Origin of the sequence: Campylobacter sp. BCW_6466, from assembly GCF_001762835.1 — a bacterium.
GTDB lineage: Bacteria > Campylobacterota > Campylobacteria > Campylobacterales > Campylobacteraceae > Campylobacter_D > Campylobacter_D jejuni.
The window spans coordinates 38,076-64,402 of the sequence record NZ_MJXO01000046.1 but is presented as its reverse complement, the minus strand read 5'-3'; the positions used below and the strand labels follow the sequence as shown (position 1 = coordinate 64,402).

Annotated in this window: 24 protein-coding genes and 2 pseudogenes; 19 read left to right on the top strand and 7 right to left on the bottom strand. The window is 30.0% G+C overall.

The window, feature by feature from the left end:
• Positions 1-28: 28 nt before the first annotated feature.
• The 12 genes and pseudogenes from AJ887_RS05600 to AJ887_RS05545 all read left to right on the top strand — a co-directional run bounded on the left by AJ887_RS05600 (position 29) and on the right by AJ887_RS05545 (position 13,856).
• Positions 29-1,786 carry a DUF2972 domain-containing protein gene (locus AJ887_RS05600; RefSeq protein ID WP_070284950.1) on the top strand — a complete coding sequence of 586 codons (1,758 nt, stop codon included), beginning with the start codon at positions 29-31 and terminating at the stop codon, positions 1,784-1,786.
• 63 nt (positions 1,787-1,849) lie between these two features.
• Positions 1,850-2,623 carry a class I SAM-dependent methyltransferase gene (locus AJ887_RS05595; RefSeq protein ID WP_070284948.1) on the top strand — a complete coding sequence of 258 codons (774 nt, stop codon included), beginning with the start codon at positions 1,850-1,852 and terminating at the stop codon, positions 2,621-2,623.
• Positions 2,624-2,672: 49 nt separating this feature from the next.
• Positions 2,673-3,464 (top strand): annotated as a pseudogene (locus AJ887_RS05590) (class I SAM-dependent methyltransferase).
• Entirely contained in the window at positions 3,445-5,784 is a 2,340-nt protein-coding gene (locus tag AJ887_RS05585) for a PEP-utilizing enzyme (RefSeq protein ID WP_070284946.1), read from the top strand. Before AJ887_RS05590 ends, AJ887_RS05585 begins: the two are co-directional and overlap by 20 nt.
• Complete coding sequence (locus AJ887_RS05580; protein ID WP_070284944.1) at positions 5,775-6,377, top strand: gamma-glutamyl-CDP-amidate hydrolase; 603 nt, start codon at positions 5,775-5,777, stop codon at positions 6,375-6,377. The genes AJ887_RS05585 and AJ887_RS05580 overlap by 10 nt, the downstream gene beginning before the upstream one ends.
• A gap of 1 nt (position 6,378) precedes the next feature.
• Positions 6,379-7,140: a CTP:phosphoglutamine cytidylyltransferase gene (locus tag AJ887_RS05575; protein ID WP_002918393.1), complete on the top strand. Its 762-nt coding sequence runs from the start codon at positions 6,379-6,381 to the stop codon at positions 7,138-7,140.
• Positions 7,130-7,642 (top strand): cytidine diphosphoramidate kinase, encoded by a 513-nt coding sequence (locus tag AJ887_RS05570; RefSeq protein WP_070284942.1) that lies wholly within the window; start codon positions 7,130-7,132, stop codon positions 7,640-7,642. The genes AJ887_RS05575 and AJ887_RS05570 overlap by 11 nt, the downstream gene beginning before the upstream one ends.
• Positions 7,639-9,708 carry a capsular polysaccharide biosynthesis protein gene (locus AJ887_RS05565; RefSeq protein ID WP_070284940.1) on the top strand — a complete coding sequence of 690 codons (2,070 nt, stop codon included), beginning with the start codon at positions 7,639-7,641 and terminating at the stop codon, positions 9,706-9,708. The genes AJ887_RS05570 and AJ887_RS05565 overlap by 4 nt, the downstream gene beginning before the upstream one ends.
• On the top strand, positions 9,705-10,889 hold the full coding sequence (gene kpsS / locus AJ887_RS05560; RefSeq protein ID WP_070239518.1) for a capsule polysaccharide modification protein KpsS: 1,185 nt from the start codon (positions 9,705-9,707) through the stop codon (positions 10,887-10,889). Before AJ887_RS05565 ends, kpsS begins: the two co-directional genes overlap by 4 nt.
• 71 nt (positions 10,890-10,960) lie before the next feature.
• Entirely contained in the window at positions 10,961-12,082 is a 1,122-nt protein-coding gene (locus AJ887_RS05555; RefSeq protein WP_070284938.1) for a DUF829 domain-containing protein, read from the top strand.
• The gene (locus AJ887_RS05550; RefSeq protein WP_070239521.1) at positions 12,079-13,440 is read left to right on the top strand and encodes a cytochrome P450; all 1,362 of its coding nucleotides are present in this window, start codon (positions 12,079-12,081) and stop codon (positions 13,438-13,440) included. The genes AJ887_RS05555 and AJ887_RS05550 overlap by 4 nt, the downstream gene beginning before the upstream one ends.
• The gene (locus tag AJ887_RS05545; RefSeq protein ID WP_002862076.1) at positions 13,437-13,856 is read left to right on the top strand and encodes a hypothetical protein; all 420 of its coding nucleotides are present in this window, start codon (positions 13,437-13,439) and stop codon (positions 13,854-13,856) included. The genes AJ887_RS05550 and AJ887_RS05545 overlap by 4 nt, the downstream gene beginning before the upstream one ends.
• Here AJ887_RS05545 and acpS read toward each other — a convergent pair whose 3' ends face one another.
• Positions 13,857-14,204, bottom strand: a complete 348-nt coding sequence (acpS, locus tag AJ887_RS05540; protein ID WP_070239523.1) for a holo-ACP synthase — start codon at positions 14,202-14,204, stop codon at positions 13,857-13,859.
• Positions 14,205-14,741: a flagellar basal body-associated protein FliL gene (gene fliL, locus AJ887_RS05535; protein WP_070243142.1), complete on the bottom strand. Its 537-nt coding sequence runs from the start codon at positions 14,739-14,741 to the stop codon at positions 14,205-14,207.
• Positions 14,742-14,843: 102 nt separating this feature from the next.
• Between fliL and pgmL the strand changes: the two are divergent.
• Together pgmL and AJ887_RS05525 are read left to right on the top strand one after the other, a co-directional pair.
• Positions 14,844-16,233 (top strand): annotated as a pseudogene (gene pgmL, locus AJ887_RS05530) (phosphoglucosamine mutase PgmL).
• Positions 16,234-16,280: 47 nt separating this feature from the next.
• A complete protein-coding gene (locus AJ887_RS05525) occupies positions 16,281-16,658 on the top strand; it encodes a DUF1090 family protein (protein ID WP_070239527.1) in 378 nt (125 codons plus the stop codon).
• Between the two features lie 30 nt (positions 16,659-16,688).
• On the opposite strand, the gene rsfS is transcribed toward AJ887_RS05525, so the two are convergent.
• The gene (gene rsfS / locus AJ887_RS05520) at positions 16,689-17,015 is read right to left on the bottom strand and encodes a ribosome silencing factor (protein WP_002855339.1); all 327 of its coding nucleotides are present in this window, start codon (positions 17,013-17,015) and stop codon (positions 16,689-16,691) included.
• 27 nt (positions 17,016-17,042) lie between these two features.
• Positions 17,043-17,588: a nicotinate (nicotinamide) nucleotide adenylyltransferase gene (nadD, locus tag AJ887_RS05515; protein ID WP_070209812.1), complete on the bottom strand. Its 546-nt coding sequence runs from the start codon at positions 17,586-17,588 to the stop codon at positions 17,043-17,045.
• A gap of 59 nt (positions 17,589-17,647) precedes the next feature.
• On the opposite strand from nadD, the gene gap reads away from it, so the two are divergent.
• Genes gap through AJ887_RS05490 form a run of 5 tightly spaced genes read left to right on the top strand, consistent with a single transcriptional unit; the run spans position 17,648 to position 22,844 of the window.
• Positions 17,648-18,646, top strand: a complete 999-nt coding sequence (gene gap, locus AJ887_RS05510; protein ID WP_070209811.1) for a type I glyceraldehyde-3-phosphate dehydrogenase — start codon at positions 17,648-17,650, stop codon at positions 18,644-18,646.
• A 2-nt stretch (positions 18,647-18,648) separates the two neighbouring features.
• Entirely contained in the window at positions 18,649-19,851 is a 1,203-nt protein-coding gene (locus AJ887_RS05505) for a phosphoglycerate kinase (protein ID WP_070239529.1), read from the top strand.
• A complete protein-coding gene (locus AJ887_RS05500) occupies positions 19,848-20,519 on the top strand; it encodes a triose-phosphate isomerase (protein ID WP_070209810.1) in 672 nt (223 codons plus the stop codon). The genes AJ887_RS05505 and AJ887_RS05500 overlap by 4 nt, the downstream gene beginning before the upstream one ends.
• A 3-nt stretch (positions 20,520-20,522) precedes the next feature.
• A complete protein-coding gene (fabI, locus tag AJ887_RS05495; RefSeq protein ID WP_002887956.1) occupies positions 20,523-21,347 on the top strand; it encodes an enoyl-ACP reductase FabI in 825 nt (274 codons plus the stop codon).
• 3 nt (positions 21,348-21,350) lie between these two features.
• Complete coding sequence (locus AJ887_RS05490) at positions 21,351-22,844, top strand: hydrogenase small subunit (RefSeq protein WP_070209809.1); 1,494 nt, start codon at positions 21,351-21,353, stop codon at positions 22,842-22,844.
• On the opposite strand, the gene feoB is transcribed toward AJ887_RS05490, so the two are convergent.
• The 3 genes from feoB to AJ887_RS05475 all read right to left on the bottom strand — a co-directional run bounded on the left by feoB (position 22,841) and on the right by AJ887_RS05475 (position 26,325).
• The gene (feoB, locus tag AJ887_RS05485; protein WP_070209808.1) at positions 22,841-24,682 is read right to left on the bottom strand and encodes a ferrous iron transport protein B; all 1,842 of its coding nucleotides are present in this window, start codon (positions 24,680-24,682) and stop codon (positions 22,841-22,843) included. The two genes, AJ887_RS05490 and feoB, sit on opposite strands and share 4 nt — an antisense overlap.
• Positions 24,679-24,903: a ferrous iron transport protein A gene (locus AJ887_RS05480; protein ID WP_002779147.1), complete on the bottom strand. Its 225-nt coding sequence runs from the start codon at positions 24,901-24,903 to the stop codon at positions 24,679-24,681. Before AJ887_RS05480 ends, feoB begins: the two co-directional genes overlap by 4 nt.
• An 81-nt stretch (positions 24,904-24,984) precedes the next feature.
• Positions 24,985-26,325 carry an MmgE/PrpD family protein gene (locus AJ887_RS05475; RefSeq protein ID WP_070239531.1) on the bottom strand — a complete coding sequence of 447 codons (1,341 nt, stop codon included), beginning with the start codon at positions 26,323-26,325 and terminating at the stop codon, positions 24,985-24,987.
• Positions 26,326-26,327: the final 2 nt, after the last annotated feature.

The window sequence follows — 26,327 nt, the reverse complement described above, 5'->3', positions numbered from 1 at the left end:
ATCAAAGCCATTTTTAAAGGAAAACCCCATGTATAACCCAAATTCAGCCATAGAAAGAGTGAAAAATCATCTTGCTTATAAGCTCGGTCAAACTATGATTGACTTTACAAACAATGGGGGGGGATACATAACGTTATTTAAAAAACTCTATAAAATTAAAAAACAACACAAAAAAGAACAAAAAATTTATCAACAAAGCATACAAGTTTTTCCTCAGCTCAAATATCCAAATTTAGAAACATGTAGTGATTATGAGCAAGCTTTAAGATATAAATTTCATTTATCTTATATGCTAGGTGAAGTTTTAATCAAAGCTGATAAAACTTGGTACAAAGGAAGTGGATTTAAACTAAAAAATGATATTAAAAAAGCTAAAAAAGAATTTCAAATTTTTAGAGAAATTTTTAAAGAATTCGATCAGATTAGCTCTAGCATCCTTGAAGGATTGATAGATAATAAACAATTATTCCTAAAAGAATTTCTAAGAATAAAAAATATATTAAAAATTCATCAAGATTATCAACCTATATTAGATAATATTTTTCATAATTTTAATTATTTTATACAAAATTTTGATCTTATAGAAGAATGGTTACTATCAGATGATTTTAATGAAAGATATAAAAAAGGAAATCATCCTTACCCTTCTTTACTTGATCCTAAGAAACTAAATGATGAAAACGAAAAAATTAATTATAAAAATATACCTGCTAAACTTGCATGGGACATGAATTTACCTTTACCTGATGGGTATAAGTTTGTGTATTTAGGATTTGGATTATCAGGACATTCAGCTTTGAATTTGTTTTTAAAAAAATCTTTAAATGTAGTTTCATACTTAAATTCCATAGAATATATCTATTCTTTTTTTAAGAGTGATGCTTGTTTTTTTATTTTTATTCATAGCATGAACGATATAGAAAAAGTCAAAAAATTTTTATATAGAATTTATAGTCAACCTGTATTATTTTTAACTAGAGATCCTATAGAAAGATTAAAGAATGGTATAAATCATGGCTGGTATGCTCACCCTCACCAAAACATCTTTGATACATATATTATTAAAGAATGCAAAATTGATGTTATTTTAGATCGAGTAAAGTATACAAATATTAAAGATTATAAGGTTTTATTTAACAATTTACAATTTTGGATAAATTCTGCTAGTTTTAACTATACAACAATAAGAAATTGTATAGATACACAGATATTTTATTTAGACATGAAAGATATTATGCCTAATAAAGCCTTTAACACAATAAAAAAATTATCCAAAATATTAAATTTTAATCCGCCTAAAGAGGAAAATAAAGATTTTTACGAAGAGATAAAAAGTTCTCATTTTCGATATATTTTACCTATTATATTAATCTACAATGATATTAAATTTTACGTAACTTTGAAAAACGAAAAAGAAAATAATTATATAGATGTAGAAAAATACTTTAATTTTCGTAATGAAATAAAAAAATATATTTGCTTCTCTGTTAGCCCATTAGATGAAGTTAAATTATTAAATTTTATAAATGATAAATACCTAAACGACTTTTTTAATAATTTTTTAAGTATTCTAAATAAAAAATTTATACATATAAAAAAATCCAAAATAACAACTAATGGAATTTTATGGTGCCTTAAAAAAAATAGTGAATTAAAAAAAATATTAAAGAAAATTCTAGATGAAGAACTAATTCACATCAAGCAACATCGTCCAGATATAGTAGCTTCTTGGAAGTATTATCAAGAATTTGAAAAAATGTGTAAGGAGTTAGATGGTAATATTTAAGAGATTTGTAAATTAATAAAAAAAAAGATATAATTATGTTTTAATTTAGAGAAAGGAATCAATATGAAACAAGGGGATTTTACAGATGTTGCAAAGCATTATCATAATAGACCTGCTTATAGTCCGTTTTTACTTGAAAAACTTGTAGCTTGTATCAATGATAAAAATAAAAATTTAAGAGATTTGAATATTGTTGAAGTAGGAGCTGGAACCGGAAAACTTACTAAGATGCTGGGAGAAATGTTTGGATGTCAAATTAGTGCTGTGGAACCAAACGATAATATGCGTGAAGAAGGGCAAAAATTTACACAAAATTTATCAAATATTTCTTGGCACAAAGGAAGTGGTGAAGAAACCTGCATGAGCAACAATCAAGCTGATTGGGTCATCATGGCTAGTTCTTTTCATTGGACAGATCCTAAAAAATCTCTCCCAGAATTTAATCGTATATTGACAGGGGGAGGGTATTTCACTGCGATTTGGAATCCTCGCCACATTGTAGAGGGTTCGGTTTTTGATGAAATTGAAAAGGAGATTAAACATATTGTTCCAGAGCTTGCTCGTGTAAGCAGTGGCACTCAAAATGTTAAAAAATGGGAAGAAATTCTTGTTTCAACAGGAGATTTCACGGACTGCTTTTTTATGGAGTGCGATTATAAAGAGTTTTGGGATAAAGATCGTTATCTTGGAGCTTGGCATTCTGTAAATGATATACAAGCACAAGCAGGTGAAAAAAGATGGAAGGAAATTTTAGAGATGATAGAAGCTAAAATTTCTCATATGCAAAGTATAGAGATTCCTTATAAAATAAGAGCATGGACAGCTAGAAAAGCATAAAATATTTCCTTTTTTCATCAGCTTTTCAAAGATGAAAAAAGGAAATAAAATGCAAAAACTAGTAGAACAAGTGTGGGATTATACCAAGCATGCTAAATTTTATAGCTATAGACCAAATTATGCTCCAAAAACTATAGATATGCTTATTAGTTTAGTTGGAAAAAAAGATATTAAAGCTGATATCGGTGCAGGAACAGGAAATTTAAGCATTATGCTTTTAGAAAGAGGATGCAAGGTAGTATCTGTAGAACCAAATGATGCGATGCGTGAGATCGGGATAGAAAGAACTAAGGATCAAAAGATTGATTGGGTTAGAGCAACAGGCTTAAACTCAACACTCCAAAATAGTGAATTTGATTGGGTGACTTTTGGTAGTAGTTTTAATGTAATGGATAGAAATGAAACATTAGAAGAAGCGCATTGCTTATAAAATCAGAGGGATATTTTTCTTGTACGTGGAATCACAGAGATTTAAACGATCCTGTACAAAAAATATCTGAAGATACTATTATAGAATTTGCACCAAATTATACAAGGGGAGCAAGAAGAGAAGATCAAAGACCAATTATAGAGAGTCGTAAGGATCTTTTTTGATAATATTGTTTACATCGAAGAGGATTTTTATTTTCATCAAAGCATTGAAAATTATATTAATGCATGGAAAAGTGTTAAAAATCCTTGCTGGGATTTGGAGACTGATGAAGGAAATGAACTTTTTAATAAAATTAGTGATAAAATTTCACAAAGACTTCCTAAGGAATTTAGTATAAAATATACCACTCGTTGTTGGAGTGCTAAAAAATATAAAACTAAGGAAAAACATGGTGGAGTTAAAATTTAAAACCAAAGCACAAAATTTAAAAAATTTACAAACAAAATTAAAAAAAGCAAAAGTTCTACCTTTGGTTTTAACTTCGCTTGAAGAATTAATATCAAATGAAGATAAAGTTTTACAGGATATTCAAACTTTAAAGGCTAATAGACTCATTATAAGAAGTTCTTCTTTAAGTGAAGATAGTATGAAAAACTCCAATGCAGGTGCTTTTCTTTCTTTGGCAAATATTAAAGCTGATTCTAAAGATGAGTTGTTAAAAGCTTTATATGAAGTTGCCAATTCTATGCCATCAAAAAGCGATGAAATTTTAGTTCAACCTATGCTCGAAAACATTACTCTTTGCGGTGTTGGTTTTAGTGTTGATAAGGATAATTTTTCCCCTTATTTTTGTCTTCAGTATGATGAAAATGGTTCAAATAGCTCTATTACAGATGGAAGCAGTAAGAGTGCAAAAACTTACTATCATTACAGAGATTATTTAGAATTTAAAGATATTAGACTTCAAAAAATTATAGAACTTATGAAGGAATTAGAAGTTTTATATGACTGTTGTTTTTTAGATGTTGAATTTGCATTTGCTATTCAAGATGATGAGGAAGAGCTTTTTTGCTTGCAAGTGCGTCCTTTGGTTATGCATGAAAAAAATAATTTATTTCATTCTTTACCAAAAGAAGCTTTATATAGATTTTATAAACGTTTTGAGTCTTTAAAAGAATCAAGATCTAGAGTTTTGGGAGATAAAGCCATTTTTGGGGTAATGCCTGATTGGAATCCAGCTGAAATCATAGGGTTAAGGCCTAAGCGTTTAGCTTTTAGTTTATATAAAGAAATCATTACGGATAATATCTGGGCGTATCAAAGAGATAATTATGGTTATAGAGATTTAAGATCCCATCCTTTAATTCATTCTTTTTTAGGCATTCCTTATGTGGATGTAAGATTATCTTTTAATTCTTTTATACCAAAAAAATTAGATGAAAATATTGCGCACAAACTTGTTAATTTTTACTTAGATAAACTTGATAAAAATCATGAATTGCACGACAAGATTGAATTTAATATCCTTTATTCTTGTTATGACTTTAATAGTTCCAAAAAATTAGAAGAACTTTTAAATCATGGTTTTAATGAAAATGAAATCAAAAGATTAGAATTTTCATTATTAGAACTTACAAATAAGATTATTAATCCTAGATCAGGGCTTTACTTAAAAGACATACAAAAAGCTTATAAGCTAAAAAAAAGATACGATAGTATTATTAATTCTAATTTTTCTTTAATTGATAAAATTTATTGGCTTATTGAAGAATGTAAGCGTTATGGGACCTTGCCTTTTGCGGGGGTGGCTAGAGCCGCATTTGTAGCAATGCAACTTTTAAATTCTTTAGTTGAGATTGATTTTATAACTAAAGAGGAAAAAGATGATTTTTTAAATTCGCTCAATACGGTGAGTAAAAATTTAAGCAAACAAACAAACCATCTTAACTTTCACACTAAAGATCAATTTTTGAAAGATTTTGGACATTTAAGAGCAGGAACTTATAATATTTTATCTCCAAGATATGATGAAGATTTTGAGCTTTATTTTGATGTAGATCAAAAAGATAGTAAAGTTTATTTACAAGATAAAGCTTTTGTTTTTTCAGAAGAAAAGACAAAAGCTTTAAATGCTTTACTTAGAGAACATGGACTAGAGATTAATGCTTGTGAATTTTTTGATTTTTTAAAGCAGGCTATTGAGGGTAGAGAGCTTGTTAAATTTGAATTCACTAGATTGCTTTCTAAAGCTATAGTTTATATAGAAGAATTAGGCAAATATTATGGTATTGAAAAAGAAGATTTAGCTCATCTTGACATAAAAAGCATTTTAAATCTTTATTCTAGTCTTTATTCTGTAAATCCAAAAGAGCAGTTTGTAGAAGAAATTAATCGCAATAAAAAAGAATATGAACTTACACAAGCTATAAAACTTCCTTCTTTACTTTGTAATGCTGATGAAATTTTTTCTTTTTATAATCATAGTATTATTCCAAATTTCATCACACAAAAGAGCATCACTGCATTTACGGCGAAAGAAAATGATAAAGATTTAGAAGGAAAGATTGTTTTAATTTATGCAGCAGATCCTGGGTATGATTATTTATTTACAAAAAATATAGCAGGACTGATTACATGTTATGGGGGTGCTAATTCACATATGGCTATCCGTGCTTCAGAACTTGGAATGCCTGCTGTTATAGGAGTTGGAGAAGAAAATTTTGAAAAATATTTAAAAGCTAAAAAAATCAATATAGAATGTGAAAGTGAGCAAATATTTTGTTTATAGGTATTACTCAAAGACTTATTTGCAATGAAAATTATTATGAAGAAAGAGAATGTTTGGCTTTGGATTGGGGAAAATTATTTAATAAAGATTTATTTAAAAATTTTACTCCTCTTCCTCTTAGCTATGAAATAGATTTTTCTCATTATAAACATCTAGTAAAAGCTGTGATATTAAGCGGTGGCAATGATTTAAGTTTTTATAGTCCTAATGTTTTATCTAAAAAGAGAGATTTATATGAAAAGCAGGTTATAGAAATTTGTTTAAAACAAAAAATACCACTTTTAGGAATTTGCAGAGGAGCTCAGATGATAGCTCATTATTTTAACAGTCATATAAGTCCTTGTAAAAATCATATAGGCAAACATGAAGTATTTTTCTCAAAAGAAAAATTTATAAGCAATTCTTTTCATAATTTTGCTATTGAAAAATTAGGTGAAGATCTCGTAGAACTTTGCTTAGCAAAAGATAATACTATAGAAGCTTTTAAACATAAGTATGAAAATATTTTTGGTATAATGTGGCATATTGAAAGAGAAAATGGGCTTAATAATATTCAAATTTTAAAAGAGTGGTTTAGTTTAATCAAGGAATAATATGAATGCAATTATCTTAGCAGCAGGTTTTGGATCAAGACTGATGCCTTTAACAAAAGATCAACCAAAGTGTATGGTTGAGTATAAGAATAAAAAAATAATAGATTATGAAATCGAAGCTTTAAAATCAGCAGGTATAAATGAAATAGCTGTTGTGGGTGGATATTTAAACGATGTGCTAAAAAATTATCTTAATAAATATGATATTGAGCATTTTTTTATTAATTCAAAATATGATAAAACTAATATGGTTCATACTTTTTTTTGCGCTAAAGATTTTATGTTAAAATGCATCGAAGAAAAACAAGATTTGATTATTTCTTATGCAGATATTGTTTATTTTCAAGATTGCGTGCAAAAGCTTATAAATGCCAAAGAAGAACTTGCTATAGTAGTTGATAAGTCTTGGCGTAAGCTTTGGAGTAAACGCTTTGCAAATCCTTTAGAAGATGCTGAAACATTAAAGATGATAAATGGTTATATTATAGAACTTGGAAAAAAAGCTAATGCCTATGATGAGATAGAAGCTCAATATATAGGACTTTTTAAATTTTCTTATCAATTTCTTTCTGAAGTTATTGCTTTTTATGAAATGCTTGACCGAGATATTTTATATGATAATAAAAATTTTGAAAATATGTATATGACAAGTTTTTTGCAGGCTTTAATTGAAAAATACAACAACGCAAAAGCAGTGGAAATTGATGGCAATTGGTGTGAAATTGATTTTATGAGTGATTTAGAGGTGCAAATTGAAAAATAATCCTTATATTATTTGGCTTACTGGTTTAGCTGGAAGCGGAAAAACAACTATAGGTCAAGCTTTGTATGAAAAATTAAAACTAAAATATAAAAACCTTATTTATCTCGATGGAGATGAGTTAAGAGAAATATTAGGACATTATGTATACGATAAACAAGGTCGCATTGATATGGCTTTGAAAAGAGCTAAATTTGCAAAATTTTTAAACGATCAAGGTATGATAGTTATTGTCACTACGATTTCAATGTTTAATGAGGTTTATGATTATAATAGAAAGCAATTAAAAAATTATTATGAAATTTATATAGAATGCGATATGCATGAATTAATACAAAGAGATCAAAAAGGGCTTTATACTAAGGCTTTAAATAAAGAAATTGATAATGTAGTTGGTGTTGATATAAAATTTGATAAACCAGAGGCTGATTTAGCGATCAATAATTCTTGTCGAAATAATTTAGAAGAAAAAGTTGAACTTATAATAAAGAAATTGGCATTGTGAAGTATTACTCAATATCAAAAAAACTTATCGCTAATGCTAGGAATTTTTACAGCATTTTTTTATATAAGAGAAATTTAAAAATCAATAAAGATGATCTTTTCCTTGGCTGGGGACGCAAAAAATCAGGTTTAAAAGCTATGAATTTAGCAAAAAAATATAATACCAAATTCATACTTTTAGAAGATGGATTTATCCGCTCATTAAACTTAGGGGTTGAAAATAGCCCAAGTTTTTCTATAATTAAAGATGATATAGGCATTTATTATGATGGAACAATGCCTTCAAAGCTTGAAAATCTTTTAAATACTTATGAATTTAAAGATGAAGAAATCAAACAAGCTAAAAAAGCTATAGAGCTTATCAAAAAATATAAAATTAGCAAGTATAATAACAATCTTGATATTCCAGATGATTATTTTCAAAAAGATGAAAAACGCGTTTTAATCATCACTCAAACAGCCAATGATGCCTCTCTTGAATTTGGTTTTGCTAAAGATTTTAAAACTGTCGATATGATAAAAGATGCCATAAAAGAAAATCCTGATTCTAAAATTTATATAAAAATCCATCCTGATGTTTTAAGCGGTAAAAAACAAAGTGATTTAGTTATAAATTCCTTACCTAAAGAATGTATTTTAATCACTGAAAATTTTAATCCCATAGCCTTGCTTGAGTTTTTTGATAAGGTTTATACCAAAACTTCTGGTATGGGTTTTGAAGCTTTGATACAAGAATGTGAGTGTGTTTGTTATGGCATGCCATTTTATGCAGGTTGGGGTCTAACAAAAGATAAATTAGAGTGTAAAAGAAGGATACAAAAAAGAAGTTTAGAAGAAGTTTTCTATGCTGCTTATATACTTTATGCTGAGTATTTTAATCCTTATTTAAATCAAAAAAGTAATATTTTTGACACTATTCAAACTTTAGCAAAATATAAAAGCATAGAAAAGGCAAATTCTAATAGACTTTTTATGCTAGGCTTTACCTTATGGAAAAGGCATTTTATCAAGCCTTTTTTTAAGGCTAAAAATAATGAAATTATTTTTTTAAATTCTATTAAATCTTTAGTTAGATACAAGTTTAAAGAAGATGATAAATTTTTCATTTGGGGTAAAAGGATAGATTATAATACTCTTAAAAGCACTCTTATAAAAAAAGCACAAGATGAGAATTTGCTTCATTTTACTCCTAAAATTTCTTTAGTTGAAGATGGATTTATTCGCTCAATCTCTTTAGGTTCTGATCTTACGCGCCCTTTTTCTTTAATCGTTGATGATAAAGGACTTTACATAGATCCAAATAAACCAAGTAAACTAGAAGAGCTTTTACAAAACGAAATCTTTGATGAAAATATGCTAAATAGGGCAAAAAATATTATAAAAATCTTACTTGAGAACCGCTTTTCAAAATATAATGGCTTAAAGCATGAAGACTTAAAAATCAATGCCAAAATAGGACAAAAGATTATTTTAATCCCTGCTCAAGTTGAAGATGATGCTTCGATGATTTTAGGGGGTTTTGGCTTATCTACTCTTGGTTTGATTAAGGAGGTGCGTTCTAAAAATCAAGATGCTTATATCATCTTTAAGCCTCATCCTGATGTGTTAAGTGGCAACCGTGTGGGTTTAAAAGATGAAACACTCATTTTGGAATTTTGTGATGAGATTGTAAAAGATTGCAGTATTGATAGTGCTATAAAAATTGCTGATGAAATTCACACTATTACTTCTACAAGTGGTTTTGATGCTCTTTTAAGAGCTAAAAAAGTTTTTACTTATGGTATGCCTTTTTATGCAGGCTGGGGTTTAACAAAAGATAAGCATAAACGTGAAAGAAGAACAAGAAAACTAAGCCTAGAAGAGCTTGTAGCAGGTGTTTTGATCACATATCCAAGATATATAAATCCTAAAACAAAAACTTTATGTGAAATTGAAGTTTGTTTAGATATAATGCTAAATTTACAAAAAGATTATTTTTCAAAAAAACATATAAAATTGGCAATAGATTTTAAAACCTTTATACTTAGAAAAATAAGAAGATTTTATGAATTTTTAGCAAAGAAATGAGATTTAGCACTAAAATTAAAAAAGAATTTAGCGGTAAAAATGTTTTACTCTTGCAAGGGCCTGTGGGAAATTTTTTTCATCATCTTGCAATGAAAATGAAAAAAAACCAAACTAAAGTTTTTAAACTCAATTTTAACGGCGGAGATTTTTTTTTCTATCCTAGTGGAGCGAGGTGTAAGTGCGATGAAAAAGATCTTGAAAATTTCTATAGAGATTTTTTTCAAAGTAAAAAAATCGATGCTATTTTAATGTATAATGATTGTCGCATTATCCATGCTAAGGCTATTAAAGTGGCTAAAGAATTAGAAATTGAAGTATGGATTTTTGAAGAAGGATATTTAAGGCCTTATTGTATTACTTTGGAAAAAGATGGAGTGAATGCAAATTCTTCTTTGCCGCGTGATAAAAATTTTTATCTTTCTCAAAATATTTTTACCAAAGAAAGCATAAAAGAAATTCCAGGTGGATTTAAATTTATGGCTTTTGATGCCTTTTTGTATTGGTTATTTGCTTTTATTTTGGCCCCATTTTTTAACAACAAACTTCATCATCGCACTTTATATCCTTTTGAATTTTTATTTTGGTTTAGATCATTGTATAGAAAATACCTTTATAAGATTACAGAAAAAAAACTAAATGAAAAGATTTATAATTTAGAAAAAAAGTACTTTTTGGCGATTTTACAAGTTTATAGCGATACGCAAATTAAATATCATTACAAAAAAAGCATAGAGCACTTTATAGAGCAAACCATACTTTCTTTTGCAAACCATGCAAGAGCTAAATCTTATCTAGTTTTTAAACACCATCCTATGGATAGGGGTTATAAGAATTATTCTAAACTCATAAATGATTTAAGTCAAAAATATCATGTAGAGGGAAGGGTTTTATATGTTCATGATATCCACTTGCCAGTTCTTTTAAGAAAGGCTTTAGGTTGTATTACTATAAATTCAACAGTAGGCCTTAGTGCTATTTTAGAAGGCTGTCCGACTAAGGTTTGTGGCAATGCTTTTTATGATTTTGAAGGCTTATCTTATCCAAAAAAACTTCAATTTTTTTGGCGTGAAGCTCATGCTTATAAACCCAATCCTGTTTTGGTGTGTAATTTTAAGAAATATCTTTTACAAACTAACCAATTCAACGGCAATTTTTATAAAAATTTCTTTTTAGACAAATAAGACTAAAAAGCTTTGATTAAGAGAGCTTTTAAAGCAAAGTTGTTATAATTAAAAGCAAAAAGAAATATTGTATGGATAGGGAAGTATTTTATATAGCAGGATATGATCCTAAAAGTTATAGATTTTATTATGATTTATTTAAAAAAAACCTAAAAGATTATTCTCATGCTTTTAACATTAAGACTGATTTAAGTAAAATTGAAAAAAATGAGCAATTTCCTTTTTTTCAAATTTCGTGCGAAGGAGTACAAACTAAATATCATTTTTTAACATGGAATGATATTGTTAAGAAAAATTGGTCAGAAAATTACAAAGATGCCTTAGCGGACTGTTATAGTTTTTTTAGAATTTATACTATCACAGGACTTTTTATCAAATTTGGTAAAGAGTCGATTTATCAGCTTATCACAGGTTATTATCCTTTTTTTTATGTGTTATTTTCTTTATTATTTTCTTTGATTTTGGCTTTTGGAAGTTTTGCTTTTTTGCAAAATTATATGCATTTTTCTTTAGCTATCATCATAGGATGTTTTTTAGGATTTTTACTAAATCATTTTTTATTTAAATTAGGTAAGAAATTAGCTGTATTTTGGATAGCAAGAATTTGTGCTTTTTGTGCTACTTGGCAAGATAAAAAAACAGGCGCTATGCAAGAAAGAATCAAGCTTTTTGCAAATACTATAGTAGAGAAGCTAAAACAAAATGAAAATAAACAAGATTATGAACTTATTTTAGTAGCACATAGTGTTGGAACTATAGTTTGTATAGAAGTTTTGGAGTGTATTTTAAGACAAAATTTAGATTTATCTTTACTTCGTAAATTAAAAATTCTTACTTTAGGAGAATGCATACCTTTAGTGAGTTATCAAAAAAAAGCAGATGAATTTAGAAAGAAGCTCGAATTTGTTTCAAGGTTTGATTTAAAATGGTATGATTACACATCGATTATTGATGGAGCATGTTTTCCTCAAGTGGATTTTTTCCGCACGAGTGGTGTAAATGCTAAATTTACACCCCCATTTTTAAGTGCTAAATTTCACACTTTATACGAAAAACATGAGTATAAAAAAATAAAAAGAGATAAAAACAAAGCGCACTTTTTATATCTTTATAGTATTAGTGTTAAAGGTGATTATGATTTTTTTTCTTTCATCATAATGCCTAAATTTTTAGAAGAAAAGGTAAAAATATGAGTGAATGTCCCTTTTTTCCAAAACCTTATAAAAATAAAGCTTCTACACTTTTAACTTTTTTGTTAAAGCGTAGATCTTGGCTTGATGGACTTTATGAGCGTAGTTATAAAATGCAAACAGGCTATGTGAAGATGCCAAATTTTGATCTTTATGTCATAAATGACACTAAAGAAGTTAAAAGAATGATGGTTGATGAGGTTAGAGAATTTCCTAAAAGTGCATTTTTGCATGAGCTTTTAAGTCCGCTTTTAGGGGAGAGTATTTTTACTACAAATGGTGAAGCTTGGAAAAAACAAAGAGAGCTTTTGCGCCCAAGTTTTGAAATGACTCGTATCAATAAAGTGTTTAATCTTATGAGCGAAGCTGTGGCAGATATGATGGATCGTTTTAGCAAGTATCCAAATCATGCTGTTATCGAAGTAGATGAAGCTATGACTTTTATTACTGCTGATGTGATTTTTCGTACCATTATGTCTTCAAAACTCGATGAGGAAAAAGGTAAAAAAATCTTAAATGCCTTTGTGACTTTTCAAGAGCAAAGCGTGCATACAGCCATGCGTCGTATGTTTCGTTTTCCAAAATGGCTTTCTTATATATTAGGAGATCGTAAGCGTGCTAAGGCCGGAGATGTGATTAGGCAGGTTTTAAGTGACATCATAAAACCAAGATATGATATGGCGGATAATGCAGAATTTGAGGATATTTTAGGATCTTTGCTTTTAGTAGTGGATGCGGATACAAATAAGCGTTTTTCTTTTGAGGAAATTTTAGATCAAGTGGCTATGCTTTTTTTAGCAGGACATGAAACCACAGCAAGTTCTTTGACATGGACGCTTTATTTGCTTAGTCTTTATCCTAAGGAGCAAGAAAAAGCTTATGAGGAGATTACTCAGGTTTTACAGGGTGGAGCCATTGAAATTTCGCATCTAAGACAGTTTAAATACTTAACAAATATTTTCAAAGAATCTTTAAGACTTTATCCTCCTGTTGGATTTTTTGCAAGAGAGGCAAAAAAAGATACCCAAGTTAGAGATAAGCTTATTAAAAAAGGTTCTGGGGTGGTGATTGCTCCTTGGCTGATACACAGACATGAAGAATTTTGGACAAATCCACATGGATTTAATCCTTCTCGTTTTGAAGGAGAATACAAAAAAGATGCTTATTTGCCTTTTGGGGTAGGGGAAAGAATTTGCATAGGACAAGGTTTTGCTATGCAAGAAGCGATTTTGATTTTGGCTAATATTTTAAAAACTTACAAACTAGAACTTGAAGAAGGTTTTGTACCTGATGTAGTAGGGCGTTTAACAGTGCGTTCGGCTAATGGAATGAGGATAAAATTTAGCAAAAGAAAACTATGAAAAGAGTTAGAACTAAAATTCGTGCCAATTTTCGTCGTCGTGTAAAACGTACCTTAAAAGGAAGCTTAAAAGAAAAATTAGCAGGGACTATTCTGCTTTGTGCAATAGTACCTTTAGCAGTTTTAGGATATCTTTTTATCGTGATTATAGGAACTTTTTTTAATACCGCACGAGCAAGACAGGGTGTTAGAGCCTTAGATCATTTTGTAAATGCAAGCTTGTTTAATGGCTATGCTTGGGAGAGCGTTTCTTCTCATGCGTGGCGTGAAAGAAATCGCAAAAAATGGGCAAGGATTGTTATAAAAATCACAGATTTTTTTCAAAAAGATCATTGTAAAAGAGCAAATAAAAGAGAACAACCTGTGGTAGATTTCATACTTTCAAGAAATTTAGACAAGCAAACTATAGGAAAATAATCAAACTATAACCACTATGGCTATAGCAAAACCATTATCATGAGAAATGCTTAGGGAAGTTTGAGTGATATTAAAATCTTTTGTAATTTTTTGAGAATATTTTAATTTAGGCGCGTTTTTTTCATCTTTTGATATTTCAATATCAAAAAAACTGCATAATTCACAAATTCCAACACCCAAAGCCTTGCTAGCAGCTTCTTTAGCAGCCCAAAGACCTGCTAGAGTTGCTGGATTTTTAATGAGTATTTGTTCTTTTGGGCTTAGAAATTTATCCAGAAAATTTTTGCCATGTCTAGAATGAATTTTTTCTATCCTAGAAATGGCGATGATATCACAGCCTACACGCATTTAAGAAACTACAAAATCCGTAAAATAAACATTTTTAATAAAGCCATCGGTTAAAATTTCATTGATTTTTCCAACTAGCTCATCTTTTAAACGTTCTTTGCCTTTTTGTGTACTTACTTCTTCAAAAGTTTTAGCTGTTAATGTACGAATAATAATATCACGAATCACTGGAACTTTTTTATCGAGTTCAGGTTTTAAAAGTTCGCTATTTTGTTCTAGTTCTATAGTGCATTTTACATATCTTGAGCCGCTATCGCTAAGTAAATTTAGGGTAAAAGGATCAAGTGGATACATAGGACCTATATTAGCAAAATCACTACCTCGTTGAGTAGGGGCTGAAACTTTAGGTTTATCGGCTTTTACCTCTTCTTTTGGAGCTTCTTTGACTTCACTTTCATCACTTGAACTGCTTGAAATAAGCCAAGCAATCACTCCCATAATACTAAGAAGTAAAACAAAAAGTAAAATAACAATAATAATTACAAGTGAACCACCTTTTTTCTTTTTCGTTTCTTCGTTTTCTAATTCTTCATCCATAAATTTTCCTTCATTTAGTGAAATTAATGTAAAATTGTAGCAAAAATTTCTTTTCTATCCAAATTTGCTTTAGAAAAACGATAAATTTAGGTTAAAGAAGAGATGAATTTGAAGGAAAATAATGTTAGATGTGATTTTTAGAGAATATGATATAAGAGGACTTTATGGCAAAGAACTGAATGAAAAAAGTGTTAAGGCTATAGGTTTTTGCTTGGGACAAACAATGCTAAATAAAGGCTGTAAAAATGTAAGTGTAGGCTATGATGCAAGATATAGTGCAAATGAACTTTTTAATTATCTAGTGAGTGGACTTAACAAAGCGGGAATAAAAATCTATGATATAGGGCTTGTACCAACTCCATTGGGATATTTTAGTCTTTATGAGGGCTTGAAATTTGATGCAAATGTTATGATAACAGGCTCTCATAACCCAAAAGATTATAATGGTTTTAAAATCACTATCAATAAAGAAAGTTTTTTTGGCATGGAATTAAAAGAGTTTTCAAAAGAAGTTTATAAGCATTTAGATGATGAGATTGAAGAAAATTTAGAAGTAGAAAAATATGATATTTTAAACCTTTATGTGAAATTTATGTGCGAGCAATTTAGCTTTTTAAAGGATTTTAATTATAAATTTGGTGTTGATTGCACAAATGGTGCGGCTGGAGTGGTGATAAAGCCTTTAATTAAGGCTTTAAATTTAAAAGCTCATGTAATGTTTGCAAAGCCTGATGGACAGTTTCCAAACCATGCTCCAGATCCTACAGAAGAAGAAAACTTAAGTGCGATTAGAGAGTTTTTAAATCAAAATCAAGATTATTCTTTAGCTTTTGCTTTTGATGGGGATGCTGATAGAATGGTTGCTTTGAGTAAAACTCATGTATTTTGTGGGGATGAGCTTTGTTATTTGTTTGCTAAAAATATTCCTAATCCACGCATTTTAGGTGAGGTAAAATGTTCTAAAAATCTTTTTGATGAAGTGGCTAAATTTGGAACTATTTTTATGGGAAAAACAGGACATTCTAATATCAAAAAAATGATGAAAGAAAAAGATATTGATTTAGCTGCTGAAGTGAGCGGACATATTTTCTTTAAACATAGATATTTTGGTTATGATGATGGAATTTACGCATTTTTAAGAGCCTTAGAACTTGTTTATAAGGGTTTTGATTTAGAAAGTATGATTAAAGCTTTACCAAAACTTTATACTACGCCTGAAATTAAAATTCCTGTAAATGAAGAAGAAAAATTTAAACTTGTGGAAGAATTTCAAAAAGAGATCGAAAAAGGAGCTTTAAAAGGTGTTAAAAGTCTTTGTGAAATCGATGGAGCTAGGATAGATTTTGGCGATGGATGGGCTTTGCTTCGTGCATCTAATACCAGCCCTTATCTTATCACACGTTTTGAAGCAACTTCTTTAGAAAGAGCAAAAGAGCTTGAAAGTATGGTATTCAGTTTGTTTAATGAGATAAAAGCTAGGCTTAAGAATTGATGAGATAATATTTCGCGATTTAAATTTATTTTAAAAAGGAATTAAAAATGAAAAAAATACTTATTCTACTTACGCTATGTGCCTTTGCTTTTGGTGTAAGTGAATGCGATAAAAAAATTGATCGTATTAATAAAGAAATCAGTTTTTCTAAAGCACATAATGATACAGCTAGAACTTTAAGCTTAGAGCTTGCTTTAAAACAAGTACAAAATGATTGTGCTAAAGATCCTATGTTTTATGATAAAAAGTTAGAAGCTAAAAAACTTAAAGAACAAGAAGTGGAAAAAATCGAAAAAGAACTTGATGCTTTAAAAGAACAAAAAGATTATATGAGTAAGGCTGAGTATAAAGCTAAAAAAGAAGCTTTAAAAGAACAAAAAGAGAAAATCAAAAAAGAAATTAAAGAATATATCGATAATCTCTAAAAATTAAAAGGCTAATTAAATTTAGCCTTTTTAAACCCTACCTTTTTTAAGATTTTCTAATAATTCTTCTATATTATAAATTCCTCTGTGTTCTGGTGTTAAAAGATGGATTAAAATATCACCAAGATCAATCACGCTCCATTCTTCACTACTATCTATGTTTAAAAATTCCTCACCTTTGGCTTTAAGTTGTGTTTTAAGCTCATCGATCAAAGATAGAGCGTGTCTTTCTCCTAAAGTAGCTGCGATAATGACATATTTTACAAAGTATTCTTGCTCGCTCATGTCAATGGTTTTGATATCTTCAGCTTTTTTTTCATCTAAAATTTTAACGATTAAATCTATTCTTTCTTGCATTATTGTCCTTTAATTTTTGAAATTGTATCAATTTTTTTGTAATTTTTCATAATATTTTTTTACTTCATCTTTAATTTCTTCGCAAACTTCATTTGTATTTAAAGTGTTGCGTATGAAAGAAGAAGCGATTTTTTTATCGGTTTTTAAATCTTTAAAATTCTTAGGAATTTCTATATCATTGCGATTAGCAATAACAAATTCTACTAAAGAATTAAGTTTTTCAAAATCATGCCAAAGATGAAGTTTTTCTAAATGATCAGCACCAATTAAAAGATAAAATTTACTAGGATTATAAAGCTTATAAAGATACTTAACACTTTCTATGCTAGGAACAGGGCGTTTTTGCTTGGTTTCAAAATCACAAATTTCAACTTTTGGAAAATGTCCCCAAAGTTTTTTAACCCATAAGAATCTTTGCTTTTCATCAGCACTAAAGTTTTGTTTAAAAGGGTTGATATAAGTAGGCATAATAATAAGCTTATCAATATCTAATTTTTCCAAAGCCTCTAAAACAACGCTATTGTGTCCATTATGTGGTGGATCAAAACTGCCACCAAAAAGTGCTATCTTCATTAAAATTTTAACCTTTTTTTTGTAGAATATTAACATTATATTTTGCAAAAGGAAATTAAATGGCTGTAAAAGTTGCTATAAATGGTTTTGGACGCATAGGCAGATGTGTTGCAAGAATCATCTTAGAAAGAAATGATATTGAGCTTGTGGCGATAAATGATACTACGGATATTGAACTTACAAAATACCTTTTTAAATACGATACAGTACATGGTGAATTTAAAGGCAGTGTTGATAGTGAAGGCGATGATTTAGTGGTAAATGGTAAAAAAATCAAAGTATTTAAAAGTCGCAATGTAAAAGATCTTGACTTTGCAAAACACGGTGCACAAATTGTTTTAGAGTGCACAGGAGCGCATTTAACTATAGAAAAATGTCAAGAATTTATAGATATGGGAGTACAAAAAGTGATCATGAGTGCTCCTGCAAAAGATGATACACCTACTTATGTTTTAGGGGTAAATTCAGAACTTTACAAGGGTGAAAGCATTATTTCTAATGCAAGTTGTACAACAAATTGTTTAGGTCCTGTTTGTCGTGTTTTACAAGATAATTTTGGCATAGAAAAAGGACTTATGACAACAATACATGCTTATACAAATGGACAAAGTATTATTGATGCTAAAGCTAAAGATAAACGCCGTTCTCGTGCTGCAGCGCAAAATATCATTCCAACTTCTACAGGCGCAGCAAAAGCTATGAAACTTGTTATGCCTGAACTTAATGGCAAGCTTCATGGACAAAGTATGCGTGTGCCAGTGATTGATGTATCAAGCGTGGATTTAACTGCGCAACTAAGCCGTAAAGTCAGCAAAGATGAAATCAATGAAGCTTTCAGAAAAGCTGCAACTACAAATTTAAAAGGCATTTTAATGGTGGATGATGATGAAAGAGTTTCAAGTGATTTTATCACTTGTTCTTATGGAGCAATTGTGGCAAGTGATTTAACTCAAGTGATTGCGGATGATTTTATCAAGGTAATTGCTTGGTATGATAATGAATGGGGCTATTCAAGTCGTCTAGTAGATATGGCAGTATATATTGCAAATAAGGCTTAATCATGAGTGATATTATTTCTATAAAAGATATTGATTTAGCTAAGAAAAAAGTTTTTATAAGATGTGATTTTAATGTTCCTCAAGATGATTTTTTAAATATCACTGATGATAGACGCATAAGATCAGCTATTCCTACAATAAGATATTGTTTGGATAATGGTTGCAGTGTGATTTTAGCCTCTCATTTAGGGCGTCCAAAAGAAATTAGTTCCAAGTATTCTTTAGAACCTGTGGCTAAGCGTCTTGCTAGACTTTTAGATAAAGAAATTATTATGGCAAAAGATGTTATCGGCGAAGATGCAAAAACCAAAGCTATGAATTTAAAAGCGGGTGAAATTTTACTTCTTGAAAATTTACGTTTTGAAAAAGGCGAAACTAAAAATGATGAAAATTTAGCCAAAGAACTTGCTTCTATGGTTCAAGTTTATATCAATGATGCTTTTGGAGTGTGCCATAGAGCACATTCTAGTGTAGAGGCGATTACTAAATTTTTTGATGAAAAACACAAAGGCGCAGGATTTTTACTCCAAAAAGAAATTGATTTTGCAAGCAATCTTATCAAACATCCAGCACGTCCTTTTGTTGCTGTTGTTGGAGGTTCAAAGGTAAGTGGAAAACTTCAAGCATTGACAAATTTATTACCAAAGGTAGATAAATTAATCATAGGCGGAGGTATGGCATTTACTTTTTTAAAAGCCTTAGGTTATGATATAGGAAATTCACTTTTAGAAGAAGAGCTTTTAGAAGAAGCTAATAAAATTCTTACTAAAGGTAAAAATTTAGGAGTGAAAATTTATCTTCCAGTAGATGTTGTAGCCGCTCCTGCGTGCTCACAAGATGCGCCGATGAAATTTGTTCCAGCGCAAGAAATTCCAAATGGTTGGATGGGTTTAGATATAGGACCTGCAAGTGTGAGACTTTTTAAAGAGGTGATTTCTGATGTGCAAACGATTTGGTGGAATGGACCTATGGGTGTTTTTGAAATTGATAAATTTTCAAAAGGTAGTATTAAAATGAGTCATTATATTAGCGAAGGACATGCAACTTCTGTTGTTGGCGGTGGCGATACGGCTGATGTGGTTGCGCGTGCAGGTGATGCAGATGAGATGACTTTTATTTCTACTGGAGGTGGTGCTTCTCTTGAACTTATAGAGGGTAAAGAACTTCCAGGTGTAAAAGCTTTAAGATCTAAGGAAAATGAATGATCTTTGCTGCAAATTTAAAATGCAATCACACAAGGGCAAGCTTTAAAATTTATGCTGAAATTTTAAATAAAACTATGGGGGCAAAATGCGATGATATTATCGTTTTTCCACCTAGCGTAGCATTTTTAGAAAATGAAAATAACTTCATACAAGGAGCACAAAATTTTTATCCTTGTGTTAATGGCGCTTTTACAGGCGAGCTTGGAAAAGAACATTTGGACGAATTTGGGATCAAATGTGTTTTAATCGGGCATTCTGAAAGAAGAGCTTTAGGAGATGAAGAATTTATTAAGGCTAAATTTGATTTTGCTAAAGAGCATGGTTACAAAATTATTTTTTGTATAGGTGAAAATTTAGATACAAAAAATTCAGGCAAGACTTTAGAGTTTTTAAAAAAACAACTTGAAATTATTGATTTAAATTATGAAAAACTCATCATCGCTTATGAGCCTATTTATTCTATAGGAACGGGAGTGAGCGCACAAACTACAGATATTGCTAAAGTGCTTGAATTTTTAGCGAGTTTAACTAAGGCGCCTTTACTTTATGGTGGAAGTGTGAATGAAAATAATATTAAAGAAATTTTAAGTGTAAATCATTGTGGCGGAGTTTTGATAGGCTCTGCAGCTTTAAAAGTAGAAAATTTTATAAAATTAATCAAAGGATAAAAGATGATTATGAAAGGTAAAAAAGGTCTTATTGTAGGGGTTGCAAATAATAAATCTATCGCTTATGGCATAGCAAAAGCATGTTTTGATCAAGGAGCCCAGCTCGCTTTTACTTTTTTGAATGATGCTTTAAAAAAACGCGTAGAACCTATAGCGCAAGAGTTTAATTCTAATTTTGTTTATGAGCTTGATGTAAATAATAACGAGCATTTAGATTCTATCGCTGAAAAAATCAAAAAAGATTTAGGCGAGATTGATTTTGTAGTGCATGCGGTTGCTTTTGCTCCAAAAGAAGCTTTAGAAAATTCTTTTTTAGAAACTTCAAAAGAAGCTTTTGATATAGCTATGCAAACTTCTGTGTATTCTTTACTTTCTTTAACGCGTGCAGTTTTACCTATTTTAAAAGATAAGGGTTCGATTTTGACTTTAAGTTATCTTGGAGGGGTTAAATATGTGCCTCATTATAATGTTATGGGTGTAGCAAAAGCTGCACTTGAAAGTTCTGTGCGTTATTTGGCAAGAGATTTAGGGGTAAAAGGAATCCGTGTTAATGCTATTTCAGCAGGTCCTATTAAAACTTTGGCAGCAAGTGGAATAGGGGATTTTAGAATGATTTTAAAATACAATGAAATCAATTCTCCTTTAAAACGCAATGTTAGTATAGAAGATGTAGGAAATTCGGCTATGTATTTACTTAGCGATTTGGCAAATGGTGTTACAGGTGAAATACATTATGTCGATGCAGGATATAACATCATGGGTATGGGTGATGTTGAAAAAAATGAAGAAGGGCAAACTGTTCTTTGTTGGGATAATCAAAAAGGATAAAAAATGGCAAAGCTTAGCAATGAAGAATTAAAAAATATACTTGAAGATCGCATTAAAAAACTTGAAAATTCTACTTTAAAAGAGGATAAGGTTATTAATGAAGAAAGTGTAAAAATTCTTGCTAGGCATTTATCTTTAGGCAATGAAATTCCAGCTCTTGCTCAAAGATTTTTTCAAATCGCACCTAAGACAAAGTTAGTATGGCTTCATCTTTGTGAATGTACAGGGTGTAGTGAGAGTTTGTTGCGTTCTGAGTTGCCAAGTTTTGATGAGCTTATTTTTGATTTTTTTTCTTTAGAATATCATGAAACTTTAATGGCAGCAAATGGCACTAAGGCTGAAGAACTTTTAGAGCATGTTTTAGAAGAAGATTTTATTTTAGCGGTTGAAGGTGGTGTTGCAGCCATTGATACCTTTTTTCTTACTATAGGAGCACAAGGAGAGAGTGGCTATGAAATTTTAGAAAAACTAGCTGCTAAAGCCAAGGCTATCTTTGCAGTGGGTACTTGTTCAAGTTATGGTGGTATTCAGGCTGCTTATCCAAATCCTAGTAAAACTTGTGGTATTAGTGAAGTTTTAAGTCAAAAAGTAGTAAATATCCCAGGTTGTCCTCCAAGTGATGCAAATATCATTGTGACTTTAAGTTTTTTTGCTTTATTTGGAGTTTTGCCTGAACTTGATGAGCAAAATCGTCCTGTGTGGGCTTATGGTAAATGTTTGCATGATATGTGTGAAAGAAAGGCGAAATTTGAAAGTGGGATTTTTGCTGAACATTTTGACGATGAGGCTGCAAAGAATGGAGCTTGTTTATTTAAGATAGGTTGTAAAGGACCTTATACTTACAATAACTGCCCTAAAGTGAAATTTAATGCTAAAACTTCTTGGCCAGTGGCTGCAGGACATGGTTGTATAGCCTGTAGTGAGAAAAATTTTTGGGATGAGTTTGGGAATTATGAAAAGCCTATGGCAAATATTTTTTCTTACGCTAAACTTTGCAATGAAGAGTTAAAACAAGAATTTTTTCTAGAAGAGCAAATTAAAATTTTAGAACAAATAGATTTTGAATTTGAAAGCAATATAAAACTTATTTTACAAAATATAGCTAAAAATAAATTAGGCGCTTTGCTTGTAGAAAATTATAAAAAATCCTTTGAAAAAAACTATGCTTTTATAGAACAAAATTTTGATGAAAATCCTATGCCTTCAAAAGATTTTTGGAAATATCTTGAGATAAGCTTTATTTTGGTTAAAGGCGCATTTTTAAAAGATAAGAATGATTTTTTAATTGCGGCAAAAAATTATGCTTTTAAACATGCAAGTCCTTATGATTTTAAGTTAAATATGAACGCTGAAAAACCAAAGCTTGATGTGAGCAAATCTTTTCGTATGACTTTAATCTATCTTTGCGGCGGACTTGATTTTGAAGGTGTTGCTTATAGCATTTTAAAAGCTTTTGAAGATAATATCGCTAAAATTTCATCATTAAAAGCAAGTTAGTTTAATAAAATTTTAGCGATATAAAGTCCTATAAAAGCTACTATATAAGCACTTGTGCAGGTAAAAAGAAAGAGAAAGAGAGTATATTTTAGCTTTCCACTTTCTTTTGAAAAAACTATAGTTGCTGCAAAGCAGGGATTATAAATCATTACAAATAAAATAAAAGCCACTGCACTTGGTATGGGTATATTTTTAGCGATAATTCCTTTTAAATCATTATTTGTTTCATCTACATCTTTTCCTAGTGAATAAAGCACGCCCATAGTTGAGATCATCACTTCTTTAGCAGCCAAACCACTGATTAAAGATACGCTTAATTTCCAATCTAACTCAAGGGGTTTAAAAATAGGTTCTATGCTTTTGCCAAATTGTCCTAAATAACTTTGTTCTATAGCTCTTTCTTGAGCATTAAAATCATTTAAATTTTCTTCACTTTTTGGAAAATTGCTAGCAAACCATATGAGCAAAGAGGCCAAAAGTATGAAAGTTCCTGCTTTTTTAAGATACATTTTGGCTTTATTATAAACCATAAACCAAACTAAATGCCAATTTGGCATACGATATTTTGGCATTTCCATAACAAAAGGTTCATCAAGTCCACGAAATGCTGTCATTCTTAAAAATTTTGCAGCACAAAGTCCTAAAATCGCACCTAAAATATAAATTCCAAAAAGATAATTTCCTGCTTTTTCACTTGGAAAAAAAGCACCGATAAAAAGCACATATACAGGAAGTCTTGCCCCACAACTCATAAAATTGATCACAAAAAGAGTTAAAAGTCTATCTCTTTTGTTCTTAAGAGTGCGTGTAGCCATAAAAGCAGGTACTGAACAACCAAAACCAGTGATTAGTGGAATAAAACTTTTACCATGCAAACCAAATTTATGTAAAATCCCATCAAGTAAAAAAGCTACTCTTGACATATAGCCTGTGGTTTCTAAAAGAGCTATGCCTAAAAATAAAATCATTATATTAGGCAAAAAAAGTATCACAGCACCAACACCTGCGATAATCCCATCAGCCAAAGCTGAAGCGATAAAGGTATTAGAAATATTGTTTTTAACAAATTCACCTAAGGCATTAAAGCCTGATTCTATATAATCCATAGGAATTTGTCCTAAGCTAAAGGTGAGTTGAAATAAAAGCCACATTAAAAATAAAAATATAGGTAAGCCAAAGAATTTATGGATAAGTAAGGCATCGATTTTTTTGGTTAAATTTCTCTCTTCTTTTTTATGTGTGATAATTTTTTTTGAAAGTTCATTAATAAAATATAATAAATCTTCTTTTTCTGGACTTTTTTCGCAAAGCGGAGTGTAAAATTGGGATCTTGGAATAAATTTACTTTCAAATAAAATAATAATTTTTTGCAGCAAAAGTTCTAAATTTTCTTTTGTTTTTGCTGAAATTTCAACAACTTGACTTTGAAATTCTTGGCTTAAAATAGAAGTGTCAAGCTCTATACCTTCTTTTTTGGCTTCATCACACATATTTAAAGCTAAAAGCATTTTTTTATTAAGGCTTAAAAGTTCTGCACTAAGGATAAGATTGCGTTCTAAATTGGTAGCATCTAAAACATTAACAATAACATCATAGTCATTTTGATTTAAAAAATGACGTGTGATTTTTTCTTCTTCGCTATATCCATCTAAAGAATAAGTTCCTGGCAAATCAATGACTTCAAATTCATAGTTTTTGTAAAAAGTTTTTGCACTTGCTTTTTCTATAGTAACTCCGCTAAAATTTCCTACTTTCATATTGGCTTTGCAAAGCGCATTAATAAGAAGACTTTTGCCTACATTAGGCTGACCTACAAGGGCTATTTTGATTTTTTTCATATAAGATTCACTTCTATGGTTTTAGCTTCATCAGATCTTAGGATAACACAACTTGTATCAAGTTCTACCATTATGGTGGCATTTTTTAAAGAGGAGTGAATTTTTTTCAAGTTTTTATTTTTAATAAATCCAAAGCTTAAAAGTCTATTTTTGAGTTCTTTGTGAGCGTTTAAATTGACAATAATAGCCTTTTGTCCATCTTTTAACTCGTTTAAAGTCATTGTAATTCCTAAATTAATAATAAATATTATAATAAAAAAGTGTAATGAAATTATCCTTCTTGTAAAAAGAAGGATAAATATTTAAAAAGAAAAGTGGTTTAAATTTTCTAGATTGATGATTTGATCTAGAATTTTGTTAGCTTTAGCATTATCAAGGTAAATTTGTGCATTGGCTAAAAATTTAGCTTTTAATTCTTCAAAACTTAGTGGATTATCAAAATTACCTTTATTGATAAAAACATCTTTTTGGATTATGCGTCCATCTTGCAAACTGGCTTCTAAATGCCCTGGAAAATATTTTGGAAAGCCTTGAGATTTCCTTTTTTCGTAACTGATTTTTTTAGCAAATTCTAGTACTTCTCCACGCTTTAAATTTTCATAAGAATTAAGAGTGATTTTGCCATCAAAGAATCCTAGAGCCATTAAAAAAGGCATGGAAAATTTAGCTTCATAAGCACTATTTGGAGTGTATTTTGCTTCCAAAGGATCACAGATAAAAGAAATAGGAACTTCATCTACAAAACAATGAATACTTTTAATTTCATCAGCTTTTAAACCATCATTTTTTAAAGCAATAGCACAATCAATAAGCCCATGAGCAAAATGACAACTTGGATAAGGCTTGATTGAAACTTGCATAGTTTGCCAAATTTCTCCTAAGGCTTTGTTAAGTTCTGTTTTATCGCATTCTTCTTCTATGCCAAAACATTTAAAGATATTATCTCTACCTTCAAAAATACTCAAAGGTCCACTCATATTGTTTTTAGCAAAATGAGCTACCATAATGCCGTTTTTAATAGCATTGGCAATATGTAAAACTTTTGAATTAGATCCATTGGATAAAAACTCATTAACCCCACTTGCAAAACTTCCTGCAAGTCCTAAAGCATTGATGATTTGTTCTTTGTTAAGATCTAGCAAGATTGCACTTGCACTCACGCTTCCAAAAATTCCTGCAATAGCAGTGGTATGAAAACCACGCTTATGAAAAGTACCTTTGCTTGCAATGCCTACTCTAGCTGCAATTTCCCAGCCTACTATAAAAGCTTTGATGATTTTTTTTGCATCTTTGTTAACATGAAAACCATAACTTAAACAAAGCGGAGTTAAAATCGCACTTGCATGCAAAATCGCTTCTGTATGCGTATCATCAAAATCTAACGCATGAGAAGCAATGCCATCTAGCATAGCTGCATATATAGGATCTAATTTTTGATCATTTACCCAAATAGGAGTATTTTTTTCTGTGCTTAAATTTTCAAAAGCTTTAAAAGCATTTAAAACACATTCTTCTTTGCTTGCTGCTATAGCTGTTCCAAGGCTATCAAGCATAAGCTCTTTAGCCCTTTGAACAACTGTATTAGGGATATTTTCATATTTAAGATTGAAAATAAAATCCGCTAAAATTTCACTATAGAACATGA